The following is a 24,134-nucleotide window of genomic DNA, read 5'->3' on the forward strand; positions in this document are numbered from 1 at the left end:
AGGGATCGGCGGATCATGAGATCGAACCGAGGATCTTGATATCCAGACCCTTGGCGAGTTCCACATGCGAGAGCACCGGCAGCGTCGCGAACAGGCGCTCGATGATCATGCGCACATAGGAGCGGGTTTCGGGCGAAGTAACAAGTACGAAGGGCAGTCCGCGGTCCATGAATTCACGGATAACTTTGGTCGCCTGCTCGGAAAACTCTTCGAGCGTGCGCGGATCGATGTCGAACTCGACGACCTCGCCCTTGTTGTCGCGCTTGAGCGCCTGATGGAACAGCATGTCCCACTTGTTGCCCAGGCGCAGGACGCGCAGCGTACCGTTATCCGCCAGGTCACCGCAAAGCTGCTGCGACATGCGCACGCGCACATGCTCGACGATCTGCTCCGTCTTGCGGACATGCGGCGCAAGTTCGGCGACCGCTTCGAGGATGAGGTGCAGGTTGCGGATCGAGACACGCTCGGCCAGGAGAAGCTTGAGCACCGCCTGAAGGCCCGAATAGGACATGTGCGACGAGCAGATTTCGTCGGCGAGCTTCTTGTATTCCGGGTCCAGCCTGTCGATCAGGATCTTCACGTCCTTGTAGGAGAGAAGCTGCGGCAGGTTGTTGCGGATCACTTCCGACATGTGGGTGAGCACGACCGAGACGTTGTCGATCGGGTGGAAGCCCTCGCGCTTGAGGTCTTCGGCGAAGGTTTCGAGGATCGAGACAGCCGGCATGCCGAAGGCGGGTTCGCGGATCTCGTCGCCGGGGATCGACGGCTTGCGGCCAGAGCCGGTGACGACGAGAACATCGCCGACACGCAGCTGGTTCGACGCGATCGTCGTGCCGTGGATGCGGATCTGGTAGGATTTTTCCGGGATCATGATGTCGTCGGAAACCTTGATCTCCGGAACGACGAAACCGTACTGGCTGGCGAACTTCTTGCGCATCTTGCCGACGCGGAAGGCCAGTTCCTGGTGAGCGCCGAGAAGACGGGTCGAGACCTGCTTGCCGAGCGCGAGTTCGATCTCGGCGGTCTTGAGCACCGACTTGACCGAATCCTTGTCGGCTTCCTTGGTCTGGACGACCTTCTTTTCCTCGTCTTCGCGGCGGGCCTTGTTCTCGGCCTCGACACGGCGCGGCACAAGCCAGGCGCCGAATGCCATCAGGCCGCCGAGCGCGACGAAAGGAAGAAGCGGCAGGCCCGGAACCAGGGCGAGCACGAACATCAGGCCGGCGGCCATGGAGAGTGCGCGGGGATAGCCGGAGAGCTGATCGACGACCGCCTTGTCGGCGGAGCCGGCAGTGCCGGTGCGGGTGACGAGAAGGCCGGCGGCGAGCGAGACGATGAGGGCCGGGATCTGCGAGACGATACCGTCGCCGACGGACAGCTTGACGAAAACGTCGGCCGCTTCGCCGATCGGCATGTCATGGCGAAAATAGCCGATGATGATGCCGCCGAAGATGTTGATGCCGGTAATGATGAGGCCGGCGACGGCGTCACCGCGAACGAATTTCGAGGCACCGTCCATGGAGCCGAAGAAGGCGCTTTCCTGCTCCAGTTCGGTACGGCGGCGCTGGGCCTCCTTCTCGTCGATGATACCGGCCGAAAGGTCGGCGTCGATCGACATCTGCTTGCCGGGAATGGCGTCGAGGGTGAAGCGCGCGCCGACTTCGGCGATACGCGTCGCACCCTTGGTGATGACGATGAAGTTGACCGTCACCAGGATCATGAAGACGATCACACCGATGACGAAGTCGCCGGACATGACGAGCGAGGCAAAGCCGGCGATCACGCCGCCGGCCGCATCATGACCCTCGTTGCCGTGCGACAGGATCACACGTGTCGTGGCGATGTTGAGTGCCAGGCGGATCATCGTCGCGATCAGCAGCACGGTCGGGAACGACGAGAAGTCGAGCGGCCGCTGGATCCACAGGGATACCATCAGGATCAGGACGGAAAGAGCGATGGAGAAGGCCAGACCAAGATCGATCAGGAAGACCGGGATCGGCAGGAACAGGACGCAGAGAATGGCGATGATGCCGGCTGCGAAGCCTATGTCACGACCGCTTGGAGCGACCTTGGGAATGGATAATGCGGGTGGTTGCGCCATAGCAGTTTCCGTCTCTTCATGAGAAGGCGGCAGACACAAGACCTGCCGGTTCGCCTACCCCATTAACGGTCGAAGCTTGCGCGAGGATAGCCTTTGCGGGCGGTTCAGAAACCGGACTGGACCCGCGAGAAAACCAGATTGGCAAAGAGGCTGATCTGGGCGCCGATGAAGGGCGCCGAGATGCCGAGGGTCACCATGATGGCGACGATCTTGGGGACGAAGGTCAGGGTCATTTCCTGAATCTGCGTCAGGGCCTGGATGAAGGCGATGACTACACCGATGACCATCGCAACGACGACGGCCGGGCCGGACGCGATCAGGATGGTCCAGATCGCTGCCTGCATGATATCGAGGGCATCGGCTTCATTCATTGAGCCGGTTCCTTCCGCCTGAGATTGATCAGGCTTCGTTACCTGATTCGGTATCGGTGTCGCTACCGGTATCCGGAGTAGCCGACATCTGCTTGTCGGAGATGACGACGCCCGGCTGGATGAGGACCTTGTCTCCCGCCTCGGTGATGGCGACGAGGCCGTCCGAATAGACTTCGACTTCCTTGACCAGACCGACGATCTTGTCGTCTGCGCTCTTGACGTACTTGCCGACCAGATCCGATGCCTGCGAGAAGGAATTCGCCTGGATCATCGCCTGAAGATTGCTGTTCATCTTCACCGACTGCTCGACCTGCGAGAAGGTGGCGAGCTGGGATACCTGCTCGGTCGCATCCATCGGGTCGGTCGGGTCCTGGTTCTTCATCTGGGCGATCAAGAGCTGCAGGAAGTTTTCGTAGTTCAGGGTCGCCTTGGACGAATCTGCTGCGGCGGCCGCACCGTTGCCGGAGGCATACGGGTTGGTTGCGCTGGTGATTGAGTCTACCGCCATGGTGCGATCTCCTTGCGAATCTGCTCGATCATGGCCGGCGCCATTTCCTGATTGTTGAGGATGCGGTCCTCGATGACATAAAGGCCGCGAATGGCCTTCAGCGCATCGAATGCGCGACCGGATGCGACCATGCCGTCGACCCGCTTCAGCTCCGCAAGGATCTGCTCGTCCTGGAAGCAGTTGAGCAGCATGCTGACCGACTTGCGGAACAGGACCGAGGACTGCTCCTTGCCTTCCGGATTGATCAGCATCATCTGGGCGATGAAGTAGAGCTGGCGAAGCGGGGTGTTTGCCTGCTCCGGCTGGAGAACGTGGTTTTCCAGAAGGAAGGTCACGTCGTTCAGGAATTCCAGTGCGACCTTGCGGTCAACGCGCAGAACAGCGCCGTTGATGAAGATACGTTCGCCGGATTTCAGAGAGATGCGCAGCGTGCTTTTCATTTCAGTCCATCCCTGATGATGGTGGTCACGTCGATTATGCCCTGGAAGTTTGTCGATTGACGCTTCCTGATCTTTTCGCATTCCCGAAGGATCCAGATTGCGATGGAGATCAGGTCGGCTCTCAGTTCCGTGGCCAGTTCATTGTCCGGCTGTCTCAGATCCTCGATGAAGCGGATCCAGACACGCCGCGTATAAAACACCGCCTCGACAGTCGCCCGAGAATATCCCTTGTCGGCACCTGCCGCGAGGAGAAGCTCGATCGAGCGATTCAAGGCCTGCCGTTCACGGTCCTTGGCGTCAGCGACGCCATCCTCCATGATCTCGGCATATGAAAATTGGTACATTCATGTATCCTTCATTTTCATCGCTACCCTTGGTCATCAAAGGTAGTTGACTAGGCTCAGATTCTGTATCCGAGACGTCACTGAATATGCGGTCTCCAGAAGCGTCTGCAGGGTGTTCACCCGCGTCGCCGCTTCCGCTGCATCGACATCCTGAAGATCACCGAGGTGAGTCGTCAGGATATCTTCTTGCGCCCTCAAGCTTTCGCCAGCCTTGGATACGCGTTCGGTATAGATGCCGATTGTGGTTCTCTGCTGGACCAGACCGCTCTGCGCCTGGCTGACATAGCTCTCGCTGACCTTTTCGCCGACCAGTTCGCGTGCACCCTGGTTCATGCCAGCGGTCAGGAACTCGACGGACGTGACGGCAGCGAGTGCGAAGTAGCGCATGCCCATGCTGTTGGCGTTGGTGGAGCTTTCCACCACTTCCGTCGGCGTGATGCGGCTTTTCATGTTCTCGTCGGAGGCCGATGAGACGAAGGTGGTCCAGAAATCCAGGCCAGCATCTTCCGCATCGTGCGGAGGGCTGGTGGTCAGCTCCTCGCCCGTGAACTTCTTCTCAATGTCGGCCAGAAAGGCCTCCATGTGAGTCTCCGTCATCTCCTCTTTGCTCGCCAAAGCATTGTCGTCGAGGAACTGCTGAAGTTCGCGGTCAAACGCAAGCTTGGCACGCGAGTCCTCGGCGACAAGGTCGTCCAGAGGTCTTACGTCGCTATTGATACCCGCAAATATGTATTCTCCGTTAACGGCCGTGTTGGCGAAGCCGGTAAAGGCGGAAAGCGATGCGCTCATGACGGTACGCGCCGTGGCCAGGCTTGTCTCGTCAGTCGCATTTCCGAGCGAAATGATCGCGTTCTGCATGTCGAGCGCCAGCGTGTCCATGCTGGACAGAGCCAGTTCCGCGCTTTCCAGCCGCTGGGTAGCAAGCGAGGCGGTGCTGTAAAGACTGTCGATACGGGTCAGCTCGCGGGTCAGATCGAGCGCGCGCGAGGTGCTGGCGCCAAGCGTTGCGCCGATATCGGCGTAGCGGCCACTGACGGCCTCGGTATTGGCGTCGACCAGTTCGCGCTGCGCACTCGCGATCGAGTTGCGCATCGTGGTCTGTACCGCAAGAGACGAAATAAAGGAGGTCTTCATAATCAGCTCGCAATATCCAGAAGGGTCTGCAGCATTTCATCGACGGTGGACATGAGCCGCGCGCCGGCCTTGTAGGACTGCTCGATATCGAGAAGAAGAGAAAGCTCCTCGTCGAGGCTGACGCCGGTCTCGCTGGAGAAGGCTTCGAAGCTGCGGGTCAGCATGGCATATTTCGCCTCATCGGCTGTCGATGCGGAACTGCGCAGCTGTTCCAGCCATCCGAGCGAGTCGGATGCCATCGACATGATGTCGGGCGTATCGCCGATCTGCGTCGCCGGGTCGAAGGCGAGCGGGGCTTCCAGCGCTTCGTTGTAGCGATCGAGCAGTGCCGAATAGCTGCTGCCACCGGGCTGGCCGTTGACGAGATTGACCACATACTCGGTTCCGTTGATGCCGCCATCGCGGATCAGGTTGGCCGAGCCGTTGGGCGGCTGAACCGCCGGGTTGAGACGCAGGCGCGATGCCAGACCTGCAACGACCGCCGAGTTGGCCACCGGATTGCCGTCGGCATCGTATTCCACGGCCACAGGCACATCAGTCTGAAGCGCCCCGCTTTCATCCACATAGGTGAAGAGACCCGTGCGCGGCTCAAGCGTGCCACTCGGATCGGTTTCCTGGAATGCCGTGATCAGGCCTCGGGCGATTTCGTCTAGCTGCGACTGGAAGACCGGGGCGATGTCGTCACGGATCTGCAGATGCGACTGGAGCGAGCCCTTGGCGCTGGTGTCACCGGAGACGCCTGCCTTGAGCTGGACACCGTCGATGAAAACCGCGCCGCCCGTGTTGCCCGCATCGAACGCGGATGTCGGCGCGAAAGTCACGGCGCGCGGACCGGCCTCGAACAGCGTCACGCCGTCCGAAGTGTAGAGCACCATGTCGTTGTTTTCGCGCACATAGGACGAAACGCCGACGATTTCGGAGATCTGCTTGAGCAGCGCATCACGCTCATCGAGCGCATCGTTCGGATCACCGCCCGTTGCAGTGAGGCTCTTGACCGCGTTGTTGGCGGATTCGAACTTTGCCAGCAGCGTATTGAGGTCGGCAACGTTCTGCTCGATATTCTCGTCGGCCTGCTTGCGGATCGCCTGAAGCTTGTCGGAAGCCGAATTCAGCGTCGTGACCAGATCCTGGGCGCTGGAGACGACGGCCAAACCCATGGCGTTGTTGTTTGCCTGGCCGACAAACGCGTCCATGCTTTCTCGAAAGGCAGAGAGATAGCTGGCCGGCGACGTTTCGTAATCGTTGCCGCCCATCAGGCTCTTGATCTGCTCCAGACCGTTCAGAAGCGTCCGCTGCCCGGAAGAGATCGAAGTGCTTTCGATCGTCTGACGAAACAGCGGCTGGTCGGAAGCGCGAACGATGGTGCCTATCATCGCGCCGTTGCCACCGGTGACGACCATGGCCGAACGACGGATGTAATCCGGATTCTGCGCATTGGCGATGTTCTTCGCCGTAACCGACGACTGGGTGCCGGTATTCGTGAAGATGGACTGCGCCGTGGACATTGCGGATGTAAGCGACATCTTAAATTACCTCTCGAGATTCATTCTCGGATTAAGTTACCGTCGCAGGTTGATGATGACGTCCATCAAGTCCGAGCCGGTCTGAAATACCTTGGAGTTTGCAGTATAAATGCGCTGTGCTTCGATCATCTCGGTCAGCTCGGTGGCGATATCCACGTTCGAGCCTTCGAGTGCGCCGGAGTAGATCTGGCCGAACACGCCTTCCTGCGGGAAGCCGATGGTGACGACGCCCGAGTCGTTGGTCGGGATGTAGACGTTGCCGTTCTGCGGCATCAGCTTGTCGATCGCCGGAACGGTGGCAAGGGCGATCTGATAGATCGCGCGGCGGCCGCCATCCTGATACACTGCCGTTACCAGACCATCGCTCGATATCTGCACGTCGCTGATCGGGCTCGGCGCGTTGCCGTTGACGATACCCCTGCCCGGTGTGAAGTCGGTGGAGAACTGCGTCATGTCGGACAGATCGATGCTGATCAGCTGCGCCGGCGTGGCTCCGTCATTCGGATCCTCGATATCGATCGCAGTCGGCGAACCATCCGCGAGCGTGTTGGTGTTCGGATCGAAGGTGAGCGTTACCGAGGTCTGAACCAGATCGGGCGCGTCAGCTGTCGCGACATAGGGGAAGCCGCCACCGGTAGACTGATCCTGGCGGAAAACCGTGACTTCCCAGGAGTTATCGGAAACCTTGGTGTAGTAGAAGTCGTAAAGCACCTTGGCGCCGGAATTGTCGTAGCCGGTCAGCGAGGCCTTGTTGTGATAGGTGCTGGTGGCGCTGTTCGTATCCGGCGTGTCACCCGTGATCGGGTCGACCGTCTTGTCCAGGTTGGCCGGGAAGCTGCCCTGCGTCGACGGCGAGGAGACAAGGCCGAAATCGTTGATGTTGATCGCCTCGAGGCCGTTGAAGCCGTTAACGACGGCCGCCGGCGGGTTCGAGCCGTAGGGGTAGCCCATCAGCTGGAAACCGGCGGCGTTGACGAGGTAGCCCTCGGAATTCTGCTGGAAGGAACCGGCGCGGGTCAGCGCAGGTGTACCGGCCGGATCGGACACGATGAAGAAACCTTCACCCTGGATCGCAAGGTCGGTGGACGACGTGGTGTAGCTGATCGTGCCCTGTTCGGAAATGCTGTAGCGAACGTTCGTCTGCACGCCGCCGGATGTGTAGCTGCCGGACGTTGAAGGCAGGACCAGAGAGGAGAACGCGGTTGACGCGCGCTTGTAGCCCGTAGTGCTGGAATTGGCGATATTGTCCCCGACGGTGCTGAGCCGGTTGGACTGGGCGTTCATGCCAGACACGGCCGTTCTCATGGAACCGAAAATGCTCATATGGGAAGTCTCCTATTAGGCTGGTGCCGAACCTAGTGGGCAAGCCTTGCGTGAAGCTGTCTGACTTGACGGTTTGTCATTTTTAGAAATGAAAAAGCCGCCGATAACGGCGGCCTTTCGGGAATGAGCCAAGGTCAGCTCCATCAGCTCCAGTCGATGCAGTAGCCAAGGAAACGCTTGGAATCGACCGGATCGAAGCCCAGCTTCTTGCGCAGTTTCTTGCGCAGCTTGCTGATGTGGCTTTCAACGACGTTCTCTTCGACTTCCTCATCGAAGATGCCGTAGATGGCGTTGAAGATCTGCGTCTTCGACACGCGACGACCGCGGTTGGAGACCAGATATTCCAGAATGCGGCGCTCGCGGCGCGGCAACGCGAAGGTGTCGCCGTCGATTTCAGGATCACGGCCGTCGGAGAAGACGCGGATCGAACCGATGTCGGTGAAGTTGGAGATCGCCTTCAGGCGACGACGGATTGCCGCCGCACGTGCAAGGATCTCACGGGGATGAACCGGCTTGCGCACGACATCGTCGACGCCGCTGTCGAAGAAGGCGAGTGTCGCCTCCAGTGACGGCTGATCGCTGACCGCGATGACCGGTGCCATGGAACGATCGCGGATTGCCCGCGGCAGCTCGAGCGAACGCTCGCCCTGTCCGATCAGGAATGCCTCGACCGCTGCGATATCGGAGTCGGCTGCCGACTCCACCCATTCGCTGAACTCCCGCGGGTCGAAACCCGTGGAAGGAATGCCTTCACGTCCAAATAACGACGTGTATCCGTCTTTTACGAGCTCACGCTCATCTACCACTACGATCATTCGTCCGCCTCCGAATCAGTTGTGGTGCCTCGATGGCTCTATGGGTACGAATCGGAGGAATCCCAAACAAGCTGTGGGAAGTTAACCAAACAAATTAATAGTTGATTAACCTTTGAGCGGCGATTTGCACTACATTTAGTGGGTCATCGCGGCCTTGGCACAATTTCGAAGTGGAAAAGTTAACGCCGAAACCGACAGGGCTTGCGTGCCTCATTTTCCGCATTTTTCGAAATATACGCAATCATACGATTCAAGTTACCCACAGGAGGCAACCTGAACGCGCTCAGGCCTGGCAAAAACGGGTGGCGTTGGTGGTCCATGTTCCGTAGCCGGTGGCCACGAGATTGGCGATGACACGGCAGACATAACGCTTCTGGGCGGGATCGTTATTGGGTCCGGCGTGGTATCTTGCTACCGCCATCGTCCAGGTATCATGCCTGTCATGGAGCGCCTTCAGGAACTTTGCAGCGTATTCCACATTCTTGCGCGGGTCGAACATCTCCTGGGCGGAGGAGAAATTCTCGCCGTGAAAGTGGTGGTTGATCTGCATGCAACCGATGTCGATAAGCTTTGCGCCGCGCGTTTTCGCGGCACCGAATTGTTGCATTGCATCCTGCATCGATGCGGCGAAATAGGCCTTGCCCTCAATGTTCATCGCGAGCGAACTGAGGCTTCCCTTGCGGCCGGTTTCCGTCAGCCCGACCGAGTAGAGGATGCCTTCCGGCACCCCGTATTTGGCGGCGGCAGACTGAATTTCCCGCTCGCAGTCACCGGAGCCGACAGCAGCGCGCGGCGACGATTTAGGCAGGGCGGAGGGCTTTGCCGCGACCGCTGGCGCGGGCTGCGCAAGCGCGGCCGGATTACCCGTACCGGCAGCGGAGCCCCAGCTGCCGGCAGAGAAAAGCGAAGCCGAATGAGCGCTAGAGGTAGAGCTGGCCAGGGCGAGCGTTGCCAGCAGGGGAAGCAGCCTGGTTTTCCGATGCGCCATCATTGCCGTTTCCTGCCTGGTCATCAAAGCTCTGGCCTCCTGCGGCATTTTCCTGACCGCGGTTCGCCGCGCCCTGCCTGTTGCCTTCAGAGGCGGCCTGCTGTCCGTTCTGGCCGTTCAACGGGTTGTTGGAGGTATCGCTGTCCGCGGTCGGCGCGATGCTGATCGTGACCTGGTCGATGGCAAAGCCCTGGGCCTTCAATGCGTCCATGATGCCGCTGCTATCATCGGCCAGCTGGCGATACGCGGCACGGGTCTCGACGGTCAGGTGGACGTTGAGCTGCTCGCCATGCAGGCGCAGCATGGCCGTGACCGAGCCGAGATCATGCGGCGTCATCTGCAGTTTCAGCGTGTTGACGACGCCCCCGGTGGCGTTCTGAGCGTCAATCGCCTGGGCAGCCGCGCTGGACTGCATCGCCGCGACCCAGCCCTTGTCGCCGGAAAGCGCCGAGGTGAGAGCAGAAGAATTCGGCGCCAGACCGATGAAGCGGCGTGCGTCGAGAACCGTCACGGTCTCACTGGCATTGCCGGAAGAATTGCGGAATTCGGCTGCGCGTTCGGAGCGGCTGTCGCCGGCGACCATATCCACGCTATGGCGCTCGCCCTTGCTGCCCTGAAAACGGAACACCCGGTCATCGCCTGCCGAAGGCTGCACGTCGCCCGGCATGTCGATGTCATCCGACGTGGAGGAGACGGCCGACAGCGCATCCATGGCGGCGCTGCTTCTGCCCTTGAGCTCATCGGCGTCACGCTTGCCGCCCTGGCCACCATTCGCCTTCTGGCCCGGCGCCATGCCTTCAAGGGCCGCGGCGGCACCCTGGCCGTTCAGCAACGAGAGAATATCGGACAGCTCGACCTCGCTACCGCTGGCAAGCAGCGCTTCGATGTCGACTTCGGTGTCATCGGCTGCGCCATTGGCCTTTTCGGCCGCATCGGATTTCGCGGCAAGCGCCTTGGCGGTCGCGAGTGCTTCCTTGAGCTTCTTCTCGGCAACCGTCAGCTCGCGGACATCCTTGCCACCCTTGGCGGTTTCGGCCGAGGCGATCGTCTCGCTCTGCAGGTCGATCACGGGACCGGCCTTGCGCAGCGATTCCGGGCGAAGGTCGATGATCGGCTTGCGCGTGGTGGAAGCCGTCGTGTCGGCTTCGGCATCCTGCGGCAAGGCCTGATCGTCGCCACCATCGGTTTTCGCCGAGGTCTTCTGCGAGGCGGCATCCTTGTCGAAGCTCGAGAGAGCCTCGGAAAAGCCGTCGTTGCTTTCACCGGTCTTCTTGGGGGAGGAGGCCTGGGCGGAGGTCGCGGCGTCGGAGGCGCCTGTGCTCTGGATGTTCATCATGGGGACGCGTTCTCCTCCTTCAACAGGTCATCAATGGCATCGAGCTTCGAGCGACCGCCATCAACGAAGGACTTGAAGGCCGGATCGAATGAAGCCTGAGATCCGGTAACCGGATCGGATAATTCAGGGGTGGTTCCGGCTATGTCATTTCCGGTCGAAGCGGATGGAGATTCCGCCGTAGTCGTAGAGGACAGATTGCCCCCTGATTCTTGCGCGAGGCTGTTGGCAGAGGGCGCCGCGACAACCTGGCTCGCAATCGCCTTTGCCGCCCGCAGAAGCGCACGATCGCGCTCGGAGAGATTTTCCTCGTTGATCGCCGAAATGGCGTCCATGGCCGAACTGACGGAGCCGGTCGGAATCTCCGCCATGCTGCCGAACAGTTTCGCCATCGCTTCCGGCGTGCCGTTCCCGGTGCCGCTGCCAGTAAGAGCCTCGGCCTTGGAAGATGCGAGCGCTGCGAGCGCCACGCCGCCTTTGAGGGTTGCCTGCCGGGCGATCCGCAGGAAGATTTCGCGGCGGCGGTCGGCATCCATGAATTCCAGCGCGCCGTCGATATCGCCCTCGGTGATCTCGCCATAATGAGCGATCACAAGGTCGACGAAGAAATCGGCAAACTGGCTGGCATAGGGAGAATGGATGTAGCGGCGCGCATATTGTGTCGAGTACGACAGCGCTTCCTTGACCATGTTCGCCTCGACAGCAATCGCGACGGAGCGGCGCAGGGCCGCCTCCTCGACAATCGTGCCGGGTGCCGTCAGCCGCGCCCAGTCATACTGGACGAGGGCCGCTTTCGGGTCGGAGGTGATCGCCACATTGCCGCTGACGAGCGCCAGATAGGGACCGATCTTCTGATCGCGGTATTCCTCCGCCATCTGGGCCAGGCTCTTGGCCGCCAGCGTGCCCTGGCCGCTCAGATACTTGCGCAGGGCATCGGCAACGCGATTGTCGAAATTACCGTCGACATCGCGGGACGCCAGATATTCTAGCGTCGCCGGATTGCCGCCGCTCATGGCGTAGATCAGCGCCGCATCGACATTGCGGGGGTCCTGGAAAACCGCGGGATCGGAGGCTCTCAGGCGTTTGTCGAGCGTGCCGAGCATGAAGCGCTGCATCTCGCCGGCCGAATGATCTCCCAGCACGACCGAATCCTGGACGAACTGCAGCGAACGCAGCATCGAATAGGGCGTAAGCTCGCTCGGCTCCTGCGCGATCGCTGCCCCCGGCGCGACTGCGCCGCAGACTAGACCGGCGGCCAGAAGAGACCGTATCCGCGTCAGACCCATCGTCAGCTCTCGTCCGACTGGAGAAGGATTTCGATGCGGCGGTTGCCATTGGCCAACGGATCGTCAGGCACCTGTAGACGGCGGTCGGCAAAGCCGGAGACCTGCTTGATGCGCTCTTCCGTGACGCCACCATTGACGAGCATGTAATAGGCACTGTGCGCACGCGACATGGAAAGCCGCCAGTTGTCGTTGTTGCCGCCGCGGAACTGACGGCCATCGGTATGGCCACGGATGATGATGTCACCCTGCCTTTCCCGCAGGACCTGGCCGACGCGCTGCATCGCCAGAACCATGTCGCGCTGCGGCACGGCCGAACCGATGTTGAACATCGGGTCTTCGGTCTGGTCGGAAATGCTGATCAGCAGGCCGCCTTCGGCCGGCGTCACGACGAGACCTTCGGCAAGCTTTCCGGGAACGCCGGTCAACTGGCGCTGAAGTTCTTCCTTCAACTCCTCGGCGCGCTCCTGCTGCTCGGCATCGGCTTCGGCCGGCTGGCCATTCGCCTGGTTCTCGTCTGGGGTCGGCCTGCCATCGGCCGTCTGGGTATTCTGCGATGTCTCGGGCGGGCGCGTCGGAGTTGCCATGGCGACCTCCTCGGCAGCCGGCAGCGCCGGATTGGCCTCTGCAACTGTGCCCGGCTGCGGCGGCGCGGTGGGCGAAGCCGTCTGCTGGGCGAGCGGGTCCTGGCTCGCATCCGTCCGGACAGCTTCCGAAGGGCCTTCGGCGCGTGTCACCTGAACCTGTTTGGTCCAGAAATCGGGATCGAACGGATCGCGATAGGCTTCGCCGCCATCGGCGCCGGTGGCGGGGCCTGAATCAGCCGCACCGCCCTCGCCCTTGGCGCTGACATTGGCCTGCTGGCCGACTTCCTGGGCGATCTCGGCAAGAACCGAATAGGGATTTTTGAAATAGTCGGCTTCCGAGTAATTCTGCTCGTCGCCGGACGTGGAGGTCATGTCGTCGCCGGTGGCCGCCGCGGTGCCGACGGTATCGCCCTCACCCGCCACCTTGGACTGGGCCGTCTGCTCGGTGCCTTCGGCCTGATCGACCGGCTTTTCCAATCCCTTTTCAGCCGGCGTTTCGTCGGACAGCTTGATCGGGTTGAAGTAGCTCGCCATCGAGGCCTTGGTTTCCTCGTTGGCGGCATTAACCAGCCACATGACGAGGAAGAAGGCCATCATCGCGGTCATGAAGTCGGCATAGGCGATCTTCCACGCACCACCATGGGCGCCATCATCATGGCCGCCGCCGTGACGCTTGACGATGATGATCTCGTTCTTGCCGTGGTGATGATTTTCGCCGTCGCTCATTCCAGCACTTTCTTAAGGCTTGCGGACCAAGCCGACATGCGGCTGACGATCGATGCGTCGCCGAGTTCTATCGTCAGATCGGGATCGGAGGTTTCCACATGCCGAAGCACGCCGGCCTCTTCGCCCATTTTTTCGCGCAACTGCTCGAACATCGGCAGCGGGCCGGACACGATGACGCTGCCCACTTCGCCAGCCAGAAGCGCTGCGCGCAGCAGGTCGGCGAGATCGGCAACGGCCTTGGCCACAACCGCTTCGTCCATCACCGGGGCCAGTGCCGCGGCGGCCTGATCGGCGACGGCGCGGGCGGCAGCACTGGCAAAATCCTGCAACTGCGTTGCGATCTTGTCCACCAGCTCCGTCTCAAGCCGTGCCTTGAGGGCCGCGAGTTCCGCGGCATGGGCATCGATGAGCGCCGTCCGCTCCTCGTCCCATTGCCGACGCAGCTCTTCCCCTGCCTCTTCGCGTCCCTTGGCGTGGGCATCCGCACGCTCCGCCTCGATATCGACCGGCGGCTCCTCCGGCACGGCTGCGAAATCGCCCAGGTCGGGAGCGAAGAAATCGCTTTCCTGCTCGACGACGACCGGCGGCGGTGGCGAGCCGAAATCCTTCAGATACCTGGCGATAGAAGCGCTCATCGCGGATCCCTTTCTGCCGGTGCCGACACGGGGAAGGAACACCAATGGCCGGGCGCCTTGTCTGTGCACCGCGCGGAAAGCCATGTCGTTGCCATCATCGTGTCATCCCGAAACCGTCTCGCGATCCGCCAAGCGCGGACACGATCGTCAAATTCAACCTCCCGAAGGCTAGGCTGCTAAACTTGCGCGAGGATGAAGGCCGGCGACGCGGTCGCCGGTCACGGCCGCTGCCTTACTGCTGAAAGAGCTGCAGGATGTTCTGGGCGTTGGTATTGGCGATCGACAGCGACTGGATACCGAGCTGCTGCTGCGTCTGCAACGCCTTGAGACGGGTGGATTCCTCGTTCATGTCGGCATCGACCAGACGGCCGACACCCTTGTCGATCACGTCGGTCAGCGAGGCGACGAAGTTTTCCTGCAGTTCGATGCGGCTCTGGATCGAGCCGAGGGAAGAGGCCGCACTCGTCATGGCGAGAAGCTGGGTATCGACGAAGCTTTCGAGAATATCGAGCACATCTTCCTGCGTTGCGACCGGCTGGATCGCGTCATCGGGATCAAGATCGGCAATAGCGTTGATTTCGACGAGGTATTCGTCGAGCCTGTCGATATCGAAATTGGCAACCGAGAAGCTCAGCTTGGTGTCGGGGTTTTCCGGGTCGAGCTGCAGCTGCTTGTCGAGAATGCCCTGGTTGCCGCCGCTCAGGTCGAACAGGACGGTCGTCTCGTCGAGGATGAAATCGACTGTCTGGACCTGAACCTGCCCCTGGGCGGTGCGCGTGAAGGAGGCGACGACTTCCTTGGTGACGGGCGTCAGCTCTGCCGGAATGGTCGGATCGTCAGGGTCGCCGCCGTCGCTGATCCGGTCCTGCAGCCAGTTCTCGCCGGAGAAGCTGGCGGCATCGGAGATGCTTCGCAACTGCTGCTGCAACTGCGCAATTTCTTCTTGGATCTTGCTGCGGTTGGCACCGACGCCGTAGGCAGCGACGAGCTTGGTCTTGATTTCGGTGACGGTATCGATCGCACCCTGCATACCGGCATAGGCGGTATCGACCTTGGCCGCGCCGAGACCGAGCGCGTCCTGCACGGTGGAGAGCGCCTGGTTGTCGGAGCGCATCGTGGTGGCGATCGACCAGTAGGCAGCGTTATCAGCAGCGGTCTCGACCCTAAGACCCGAGGAAACACGCGCCTGCGTCGATTCCATGTTGCGGTCGATCGAACGAAGCGTCTGCAGCGCAGCCATCGCCGCGCTATTTGTAAGGATGCTGGTCATCTGGCCGTGCCTCAGTCACAAAGTATGGGAAATCGAGGGCGTCTCACCCACCGGAACGACAAAGGGGCATCATGCCAGCCGCGCGGAAAATCGGCGCAGATTGTCGTTTTAACAAATCGTTAACCATACTTAACAGAAGCGCAATCGGCTTTACAAGCAGCAAACCGGCCGGCTTTCACGGCTGCGCAGGCTTCACGCAAGCTACACTTGGAGCGCTGGTCACCAGTTTTATAGATGACTAGTGGTCAGATTATAAGCTTGAACGTCGCAGAATAGAGAAGGGTGTTAACCAATTTTTAACCGTCGTTAACTAGGTTTCCGGTCATCGCACATCCCTTCTGCATGTAAAAGCGGATGGTATGCTCGGGCAAAACGGTTTGGCGACCGGCACGAAGCACACGGATGGCGCGAGACGGCGCAAGAATCAGGGGATCTTCAACCCCTGGTGCATGATGTCTCTTTCATGCGCAGGCTCGCTCGAGCCATGTCTATTGGTTTTCCCGTACATGAACGAGTTGAGGCGAATGCATTTTCATTCGCCGTGTCGCCCGAGAACGGCCAGATACTTCGCTCTTCCGGAAAGATCGCTGGATACTGCTCTTCGAACCGGAGACTATTTCTATGCCGACGCCGATTTCTTCTATGCCCACCAGCCAGATCCGCAGCCTGACAACGGCAGAGATCGGCGCCTGGACTACGACGGATGTCGGCCAGCTGTCGTCGGGGCAGATCGCAGCCCTCAGCTCGCGACAGATTTCGGCTCTGTCGACGCAGAATGTCAGCGCGTTGCGCGACGACCAGATCGTCAGCGTGCGGCCGGCGTCGATCATAGGTCTTTCGGCAGATCAGCTCGCGGTACTTTCCTCGCAGCAGATACAAAGCCTTGCCCCGTCACAGGTGAGCGCACTCTATCTCGATCAGCTCAGCTCTTTGACGACCGGTCAGGTCAGCGCGCTGACATCGTCGCAGATCGCCGTGCTTACCTCGTCCGACATCAGAGCCCTCGGCGCTGACGATATCGCCACCTTCACGCCGAACGAAATTGCCGCCATCGGCTCCACGGCTCTGCGCGGGCTGTCGACGGAAGCGATTGCCGGCTTGTCCTCGGCACAGGTCGCGGCACTGTCGACCGGCCAGATCGGCGCTCTCAACACCGCCCAGGTTGCGGCGCTGACCGAAACGCATATCGCCAACCTGAGCGATACGCAGATCGGCGCGTTCAATTCCCGCCAGACGGCCGGCATCGCGTTTGCAAGCCTCACACCGGCGCAGACCACGCTTCTGTCCACCAGCCTTGTCGCCTCGCTGAAGTCAGACCACGTCGCAGCCCTTTCATCAGCCCAGATTGCCGCCTTCAGCGAAGCCCAGGTCAGAGCCCTGAGTTCCGTGGCAATCGGCGCGCTGGAAACGGCCGATCTCGCGACCTTCGATTCCGCCAAGATCGCCGCGCTCGGCACCAAGGGCGTGCGCGGGCTGACCACCGACCTGATCACGGCACTTTCCTCGGCTCAGGTCGCCGCGCTGGACAACACGCAGATCGCTGCGCTCTCCTCTGCCCAGGTTGCGGCGCTGACCTCGGAGCATATCGGCGATCTCACGAACGGCCAGATCGGCGCATTCACCATGCGCCAGGTTTCCGGCATGGACTTGTCGACGTTCGACAGTTCCGACGTCGCTGCACTTTCGACCGGCGTCATCGGCGCGCTGCGCAGCAGCCATGTCGCCGCGCTGACCTCCACCCAGATTTCGGGCCTGACGACAACCCAGCTCGGCGCCCTCAAGTCTGCCGCACTTGCCGGCTTCGAGACCGACGATATCGCAGGCCTGGTGCCGGAAAAGATCGCATCGCTTAGCCCGGTGACGATACGCGGCCTTTCGGGAGCGGCTATCGAAGCGCTGTCCAGCGCTCAGGTCGCCGCTCTGACGACCGAGCAGATCACCGCCTTGACACCGGATCAGGTCAGATCGCTGACCTCGGCGCATATCGGCAGCCTCAGCGACGCGCAGATCGGCACATTCACCGTGCGCCAGGCGTCCGGCCTTGCCATCGAGACGCTGACGACGGCCAAGCTCGTATCGCTGTCGACCGACATCGTGGCGGCACTGCGCAGCGCCCAAATCGAGGCGATGACGACGGAACAGGCTGCAGCGCTGACGCAAACGCAGGTGCAGGCCCTGTCTTCGGCCGCCATACGCAGTATCCAGCCGGAGCAGATTGCAACGTTCACGACGGCTGAAATCGCGAGCATAACCACCGGCGCGATCCGTAGCCTTTCCGCCGACGCGATCGCAGCGCTGACTACAAACCAGATCCTGGCCCTGACCACCCAACAGCTGTCGTCCATGTCGAGCAGCCATCTGGCCGCCCTCACCCCGGACCAGACCGGTGCGCTGAGCACGGAGCAGCTGGCGGCGCTGACATCGCGCCAGGCAAAAGGTATCGACATCATCTCGCTCGACACCGTGCAGGTCACCGCATTGTCGACCTCGGCGATTGCGGCACTGCAGGGCAGCCAGATTACCGCCCTGTCGAGCGATCAGGCGGCCGCCATGACCACCGGTCAGATCGCGGTCCTCACGGCCGCCGAACTGCGCTATCTGTCGTCTGAAAACATCGTCACCTTCGAGCCGGAAGAAATCGCCGCGATCACACCGCAGGCGCTTGCAGGCCTTCCGGGCGCATCCCTGGCGGCTCTCGATGAAGATCAGCTGCAGGCGCTCACCCAGCGGCAGCTGGCCGCGCTGTCCAGCGTCCAGGTGGCCGCCCTCGAAGCGGACCAGCTCAACGCCATGACCACCAGCCAGATCAGCTGGATGACGGCGCGTCAGGCGAAGGGCCTCGATCTGGAAGCCGTCTCGACCGACCGTATCGCGGCGCTCACGACAGCCGTCACCGGCGCCTTGACCGCCAACCAGGTTGCGACCCTTACAAGCGAACAGCTGACAGCGCTGACAGACGCGCAGCTGGGAAGCATCAGCGCCACGGCAATCCGCGGCATCAGCAGCGGCAACATTGCCGGCCTGACGCCCGCCGACCTTGCTCTCCTCAGCACGCGCAGCATCAGCGGCCTTTCCGACGACGTCGTCGCCTCGTTTTCCAACGAGCAGATCGCAGCCTTGACGACCGATCAAATGGCCGCGCTGCGGGCAAGCCAGATCGTGGCGCTGTCATCGGAACAGATCAGCCTGTTCAACAGCAGCCAGATCGGAGCACTTTCGGCGAACCAGATTGCCGCAATGCTTCTTGAAGACATCCAGACGTTTACTACGGATGAGATCGCCGCGATAAGCACGAATGCGATTTCAGGCCTAGAGAGCGAAGACTTTCTCGGAATGAACCTTGAGCAATTGGGCGCCTTTACTGAACCTCAGATCCAGAGAATGTCCAGCAGACAGATCGAAGCGGTCATGCTTGCTTACGCAGAGTTCGAGTAACATTACAATTAAATGCAATTCTAATGCAAAAACGAATTACCTAAGCAAAAACAGGCGTTAATCGAAATTTAAATACTGTCTGCTAATGATTTTGATGATGATAAAAGCCATGTAGCGCCCGCCAGACGAAGGTCTGCGGCAGGTACCGATGTAGGTATTGAGCGCATCTGACTTTTGTTTTCGAAGGCGCGGAGATCAGGGCGGTCAAATTCCCTGGATGCATGAAGCCATTCCGATGCGCTGGCTCGAACGAGCCATGTTTCACCCTGCATTCGTCTTCTGTCATTGCGACGACGGGCCGCCTCTCGAGACGGGACCGCGGCGTAACAGTGATCAGACATGACATTTCCGATCCTTAACTTGGAGATATCCATGACCGCCGTTTCCTTCCTTCAGGCCCTCAACACCAACCAGATCCGGTCGCTGACGACCGCGACGATGCAGGCGCTGAGCAGCGACCAAGTCGCAGCGCTGGAATCCGATGATGTCGCCGTCCTGTCCTCGACGCAGATCGCGGCCATCGATACCGCCGACATCAGCGCTCTCGACTTCTCGACGCTGACGACGCGCTCGATCGGCGGCCTGACGGCAGCTCAGCTCGACGCCATCGCAACCGCGACCAATGTTACCACCGTTCTGACCTCGGGTCAGGTCGGCGCGCTTTCGACCGACATCATTGCCGGCCTGGAAAGCGACGTGCTCGGTCAGCTCGCCGCCGTTACCGGCTACATCGAAGCACTGTCCTCGCGTCAGGTCGCATCGCTGACTGCTGCTGAAGTCAACACGGCCACATTTGCAAAGCTGCAGACGAACCAGATCGCTGCCCTGACCTCGAGCCAGGTTCAGGGCCTGGCCAGCGAAACCTTTGCGATCATCACTTCGGCGCAGATCGGCGCTCTCAGCAGCGCCGGCATTGCCGGGCTCGAAACCGAAGATATGGCCGCCTTCGACACGACCGCCGACATTGCTGCACTCGGTACGCGCAACCTGACCGCGCTTTCGACTGCCAACTTTGCCGCTCTCGATGCCAACGCCGGCTCCTTGAGCACCGCCCAGATTGCCGTCCTGACGAGCGGCCAGATCGGCGTTCTGACGACGGCTGAAACCACGGCATGGACGTCGGACAAGATCCAGGCCATTTCCTCCAGGCAGATCGGCAGCCTCGACCTCAGCGCCTTCGTCACCGCGCAGGTGGCAATGCTGGCAACCGGGCAGGTCGCCGCTCTCAGCAGCTCGCAGATCGCGAGCCTGTCGACCGACCTGTTCGCCGGCCTGACGACGGCACAGCTCGGCGCCCTCTCGTCCGGCGCAATCACCGGCCTCACTGCCGGACAGTTCGGAACGCTTAACTCGGCCGATTTGAACGCACTCAACACGCGTACATTCTCAGCTATCAGCACCGCTCTGCTGTCGACGCTCGAAACCGAAGTCGTTGCTGCCCTGAGCACTACCCAGGTAGCCGCTCTGTCGGCTAACCAGATCACCGGCCTCACGACGGACCAGGCCACCGCCCTGACCTCGGCACAGATCGCAATGCTGTCTTCGACCCAGGTAGCAGCCTTCGAGAGCGCCGACATCGCAACCTTCACGAGCGCCGAAGTTGCGGCCCTGTCGTCCACCGCCCTGCGTGGCCTTGCTTCGGAAGACATCATGGCGATGTCGGACGACCTGCTCAGCGCCCTGGAAGCGAACGCTTCGGCCCTCAGCAACGACCAGGTCAACTGGGTCCTGCAGGCTTACGCTGCTACGTAATAGCCTCTTCGGAGAAATCCGCAGGCAGTTACACAGGACTGAGATGGAAGGGCGGCGCGCAAGCGTCGCCCTTTTACTTTGCGGCCCAAATTGCTGCATCTGGCGTTACTTGCGCCAGCCAGCCTGGCGCAAGTTCATTCCGGCATTGTCAGCGCGGAACAGTGCGCGCGCGCATTGCCGGGATCGAGACTTGTATGCTGGGGAAAAGCATGGACATCACGAGTACACAGAACGACGCCGTCGCGGCGCTGGCAGGTCTTCACCTGCGCGCCAGGACACAGAAGGCGCCTCTGACCGAAATTCTGAAGGCTGCCGAGATGCTCGGCAATTCCGGCCTTCATGCCCAGGCTGCAGATCTCTACAAGACCTGGACCGCCTATAACGACGGCAATCCCCTCATCCATCTCGCCTATTTCAACTATTCCGTCGTTCTCAAGCAGATGAATGACCTGTCAGGCGCCATTCAGGCATTGCAGATGGCGATCAAGCTCGACGGGAGCTTCGCGCCTGCGCATATCAATCTCGGGCGCCATCTCGAAGATAGCGGCATGATCGACCGTGCCGTGATGCAGTGGCAGGCGCTGGTCGGCCAGACAGAGACGATCACCCCGGACCAGATCAGCCACCGTCTGATGGCGCTGCAACATATCGGCCGCGTTCTCGAAAGCGGAGGCCAGCAGGCCGCCGCCGAGGGCCCCCTCTGGCAGGCTATCGAGCTTGCGCCGTACAAGACCGAGGCCGCGCAGCACTGGCTGAGCATTCGCCAGCACCTGTGCAAATGGCCGATCGTCACGCCGTCGGCTCATGTCACGGAGCGCCAGCTTCTCGAAGCCATGTCGCCGCTGACGCTCAACTGCTATTCGGACGACCCGATCTTCCAGCTGGCCAAGGCCTATCGCTATCACAAGCAGCTCGTCGGCCGCCCGGACACGAGTGGCGTCGAGCGCAAACCGGTTCGGCACAAGACGGGCACCGGGCAGAAGCTGCGCATCGGCTATGTCTCGTCCGACCTGCGCGAGCATGCCGTCGGCTTCGCGCTTTGCGAAACGCTGGAACTGCACGACAAGAGCAATGTCGAGGTCTACGCCTATTACTGCGGCGGACCGCGGACGAACGACAAGACGCATGACCGTATCCGCGCCGCCGTCGATGGCTGGCGCGACATCGCCAAGTTGAGCGACAAGGACGCGGCAGCCCAGATCATTGCCGACGAGATCGACATTCTCGTCGACGTCAACGGTTACACGAAGGAAGCCCGCGCGAAGATCTTCGCCTTCCGCCCGGCGCCCGTCATCGTCAATTTCTGCGGCTATCCCGGCACGATCGCCAGCCCCTACCATCAGTATGTGATTACCGATCCGGTCATCGTGCCGCCGGGCAGCGAACTCTACTATACGGAGAAGGTGCTCTATATCGCCTGCGACCAGCCGGTCGACCGCAAGCGCGAGATCGCCGAGCGGCCGACGCGCGCGGAAGCCGGCCTGCCGGAAGACGCCTTCGTCTATGCCTGCCTCAACGGCATGCAGAAGATCACCGCCGCCTGCTTCACCCGCTGGCTGACGATCCTCAAATCGACACCCGGCAGCGTGCTCTGGCTTCTCGCCGGCGACGACGACGCAAACAGCCGCCTCAAGCAGATGGCGGCCCAGGTGGGCATCGAACCCGAGCGTCTCATCTTCGCGCCGAAGACGCCGAACCCGCGGCATCTCGCCCGTATCGCGCTCGCCGACCTGTTCCTCGATACCTTCCCCTACGGCGCGCATTCGACCGCAGCCGATGCGATCACCATGGGCCTTCCCGTCCTGACCGTGCCGGGCAAGGGCTTCCCCACCCGCTTCTGCGCCAGCATTGTGGCGGCGGCCGGCATTCCGGAGATGATCTGCGCGAACGCCGACGAATACGTGCGCCGCGCCGTCGGCTTCTGGCATGATCGGGAGAGCCTTGCGATTATCCGCAAATCGCTCGCCGACCAGCGCGAGACCTGCGCCCTGCGCGACATTCCAGCCCTTTCCCGCCGACTGGAAGAGCTTTACTGGCAGATGCAGGGCGATGCGGAGCGCGGCGAACTGCCCGTGCCCGATCTGCGCAATCTCGACATCTACTATGAGGTCGGCATCGAGCTTCTGCAGTCGAACCCGGAATTTTCCGACGATGCGAGCTACCTGAAGCGTTATCAGGACAAGCTTGTCGAGCGGAACGGCTACGAGCCGATCCCATACGACAACCGCCTATGGCCGCAGGCCTCCGAATAAGCACCGCGGCAGGACACACGCATCATGACTGACAGCATTCTCATCGTCGGCGCCGGGCTTTCCGGCGCCGTTATCGGACGCGAACTGGCGCTGGCCGGACATCATGTCGATATCGTCGACAGCCGCGGCCATATCGCCGGCAACTGCCATACCGAACGCGATGACGAGACCGGCGTCATGGTCCATATCTACGGTCCGCATATCTTCCACACCGACGACGGCGAAGTGTGGGACTATGTCAATCGGTTCCAGGCGTTTCGCCCCTACCAGAACCGGGTGAAGACGACGAGCAACGGGCGCGTCTTCTCGCTGCCGGTCAACCTGCATACGATCAACCAGTTCTTCGGCAAGACGCTGCGGCCCGACGAGGCCCGCGCCTTCATCACGGAACTCGCCGATACGTCGATCGAGGACCCGCAGACCTTCGAGGAGCAGGCGCTGCGTTTCGTCGGCCGCGACCTCTACGAGGCGTTCTTCGAGGGCTATACGATGAAGCAGTGGGGCTGCTCGCCGACCGCGCTGCCCGCTTCGATCCTCAAGCGCCTGCCGGTGCGCTTCAACTACGACGACAACTACTTCTTCCACAAATTCCAGGGCATGCCGGAAAACGGCTATACGGACATGGTGGCCTGCATTCTCGACCACGAGAATATTTCCCTAAGCCTCGACACGCATTTCGACCGGACGATGAAGGCGGGTTACGATCATGTCTTCTATTCCGGCCCGCTGGACGGCTATTTCGACTACGAGGCCGGCAGGCTCGGCTATCGCACGCTGGATTTCGAGCGTTTCACCCATGAAGGCGACTATCAGGGCTGTGCCGTGATGAATTACGGCGATGTCGATGTGCCTTATACGCGCATCACCGAGCACAAGTATTTCTCGCCCTGGGAAACGCACGAGGGCTCCGTCTGCTACCGCGAATTCTCGCGCGAGTGCGGCGAAGACGACATTCCCTACTATCCGATCCGGCTGGTGGAGGAGAAGGCGCTGCTGGCGGACTATGTGGAGCGTGCAGCGAGCGAGACCGGCATCACCTTCGTCGGACGGCTCGGCACATATCGCTATCTCGACATGGATGTGACGATCCGCGAGGCACTCGACACGGCACGGCTTTATCTGGGCCGCGCAGAGGGCGAGGCAATGAGGCCGTTCCTGCAATCGCCGGTCTGAACACGGCGCCTCCCCTTCCCTTCCCGTTTCCCTGCCCATCGTCCAAACATGGAAAAACCGCGTTCCCGAAGGAACGCGGTTCTTTCCAAAACTATCTGTCGTGTTAGAGCGGGACGAAACCGCTCCAGCCAAAGAGCGCCA

Annotated in this window: 19 protein-coding genes; 4 read left to right on the top strand and 15 right to left on the bottom strand. The window is 61.1% G+C overall.

Annotated features, from left to right (window positions below; genetic code table 11):
* Nucleotides 1-13 precede the first annotated feature (13 nt).
* The 15 genes from flhA to AC0JZ4_RS02355 form a co-directional block, all read right to left on the bottom strand.
* Nucleotides 14-2,101, bottom strand: coding sequence for a flagellar biosynthesis protein FlhA (gene flhA, locus AC0JZ4_RS02285; protein ID WP_471884841.1), 2,088 nt, complete (start codon nt 2,099-2,101; stop codon nt 14-16).
* Nucleotides 2,102-2,205: 104 nt separating this feature from the next.
* Complete coding sequence (gene fliQ, locus AC0JZ4_RS02290) at nt 2,206-2,472, bottom strand: flagellar biosynthesis protein FliQ (protein WP_471884842.1); 267 nt, start codon at nt 2,470-2,472, stop codon at nt 2,206-2,208.
* 28 nt (nt 2,473-2,500) lie between these two features.
* Nucleotides 2,501-2,980, bottom strand: a complete 480-nt coding sequence (flgD, locus tag AC0JZ4_RS02295) for a flagellar hook assembly protein FlgD (RefSeq protein ID WP_471884843.1) — start codon at nt 2,978-2,980, stop codon at nt 2,501-2,503.
* Nucleotides 2,971-3,420, bottom strand: a complete 450-nt coding sequence (flbT, locus tag AC0JZ4_RS02300; protein WP_471884844.1) for a flagellar biosynthesis repressor FlbT — start codon at nt 3,418-3,420, stop codon at nt 2,971-2,973. Before flbT ends, flgD begins: the two co-directional genes overlap by 10 nt.
* A complete protein-coding gene (gene flaF / locus AC0JZ4_RS02305) occupies nt 3,417-3,764 on the bottom strand; it encodes a flagellar biosynthesis regulator FlaF (RefSeq protein WP_471884845.1) in 348 nt (115 codons plus the stop codon). Before flaF ends, flbT begins: the two co-directional genes overlap by 4 nt.
* A 36-nt stretch (nt 3,765-3,800) precedes the next feature.
* Entirely contained in the window at nt 3,801-4,898 is a 1,098-nt protein-coding gene (locus AC0JZ4_RS02310) for a flagellar hook-associated family protein (RefSeq protein ID WP_471884846.1), read from the bottom strand.
* Nucleotides 4,899-4,900: 2 nt separating this feature from the next.
* Nucleotides 4,901-6,421, bottom strand: coding sequence for a flagellar hook-associated protein FlgK (flgK, locus tag AC0JZ4_RS02315; RefSeq protein WP_471884847.1), 1,521 nt, complete (start codon nt 6,419-6,421; stop codon nt 4,901-4,903).
* Between the two features lie 36 nt (nt 6,422-6,457).
* On the bottom strand, nt 6,458-7,744 hold the full coding sequence (locus AC0JZ4_RS02320) for a flagellar hook protein FlgE (protein WP_471884848.1): 1,287 nt from the start codon (nt 7,742-7,744) through the stop codon (nt 6,458-6,460).
* Nucleotides 7,745-7,887: 143 nt separating this feature from the next.
* Nucleotides 7,888-8,559: a transcriptional activator Rem gene (rem, locus tag AC0JZ4_RS02325; RefSeq protein WP_471884849.1), complete on the bottom strand. Its 672-nt coding sequence runs from the start codon at nt 8,557-8,559 to the stop codon at nt 7,888-7,890.
* 283 nt (nt 8,560-8,842) lie between these two features.
* Nucleotides 8,843-9,517, bottom strand: a complete 675-nt coding sequence (locus AC0JZ4_RS02330) for a transglycosylase SLT domain-containing protein (protein ID WP_471887759.1) — start codon at nt 9,515-9,517, stop codon at nt 8,843-8,845.
* A complete protein-coding gene (fliK, locus tag AC0JZ4_RS02335; RefSeq protein ID WP_471884850.1) occupies nt 9,480-10,883 on the bottom strand; it encodes a flagellar hook-length control protein FliK in 1,404 nt (467 codons plus the stop codon). Before fliK ends, AC0JZ4_RS02330 begins: the two co-directional genes overlap by 38 nt.
* A complete protein-coding gene (gene motC / locus AC0JZ4_RS02340; protein ID WP_471884851.1) occupies nt 10,880-12,166 on the bottom strand; it encodes a chemotaxis protein MotC in 1,287 nt (428 codons plus the stop codon). The genes fliK and motC overlap by 4 nt, the downstream gene beginning before the upstream one ends.
* Before the next feature lie 2 nt (nt 12,167-12,168).
* Entirely contained in the window at nt 12,169-13,476 is a 1,308-nt protein-coding gene (locus AC0JZ4_RS02345) for a MotB family protein (RefSeq protein WP_471884852.1), read from the bottom strand.
* Nucleotides 13,473-14,111 carry a hypothetical protein gene (locus tag AC0JZ4_RS02350; RefSeq protein WP_471884853.1) on the bottom strand — a complete coding sequence of 213 codons (639 nt, stop codon included), beginning with the start codon at nt 14,109-14,111 and terminating at the stop codon, nt 13,473-13,475. The genes AC0JZ4_RS02345 and AC0JZ4_RS02350 overlap by 4 nt, the downstream gene beginning before the upstream one ends.
* A gap of 232 nt (nt 14,112-14,343) precedes the next feature.
* Nucleotides 14,344-15,381: a flagellin N-terminal helical domain-containing protein gene (locus tag AC0JZ4_RS02355; protein WP_471884854.1), complete on the bottom strand. Its 1,038-nt coding sequence runs from the start codon at nt 15,379-15,381 to the stop codon at nt 14,344-14,346.
* A 621-nt stretch (nt 15,382-16,002) separates the two neighbouring features.
* Here AC0JZ4_RS02355 and AC0JZ4_RS02360 point away from each other — a divergent pair.
* The 4 genes from AC0JZ4_RS02360 to AC0JZ4_RS02375 all read left to right on the top strand — a co-directional run bounded on the left by AC0JZ4_RS02360 (nt 16,003) and on the right by AC0JZ4_RS02375 (nt 23,993).
* Nucleotides 16,003-18,816 (top strand): hypothetical protein, encoded by a 2,814-nt coding sequence (locus AC0JZ4_RS02360; RefSeq protein ID WP_471884855.1) that lies wholly within the window; start codon nt 16,003-16,005, stop codon nt 18,814-18,816.
* A 372-nt stretch (nt 18,817-19,188) separates the two neighbouring features.
* Nucleotides 19,189-20,568, top strand: coding sequence for a hypothetical protein (locus AC0JZ4_RS02365; protein WP_471884856.1), 1,380 nt, complete (start codon nt 19,189-19,191; stop codon nt 20,566-20,568).
* Between the two features lie 209 nt (nt 20,569-20,777).
* Nucleotides 20,778-22,820: an O-linked N-acetylglucosamine transferase, SPINDLY family protein gene (locus AC0JZ4_RS02370; RefSeq protein WP_471884857.1), complete on the top strand. Its 2,043-nt coding sequence runs from the start codon at nt 20,778-20,780 to the stop codon at nt 22,818-22,820.
* Nucleotides 22,821-22,844: 24 nt separating this feature from the next.
* Nucleotides 22,845-23,993, top strand: a complete 1,149-nt coding sequence (locus tag AC0JZ4_RS02375; RefSeq protein ID WP_471884858.1) for a UDP-galactopyranose/dTDP-fucopyranose mutase family protein — start codon at nt 22,845-22,847, stop codon at nt 23,991-23,993.
* Nucleotides 23,994-24,134: the final 141 nt, after the last annotated feature.

The organism is [Rhizobium] kunmingense, from assembly GCF_977018605.1.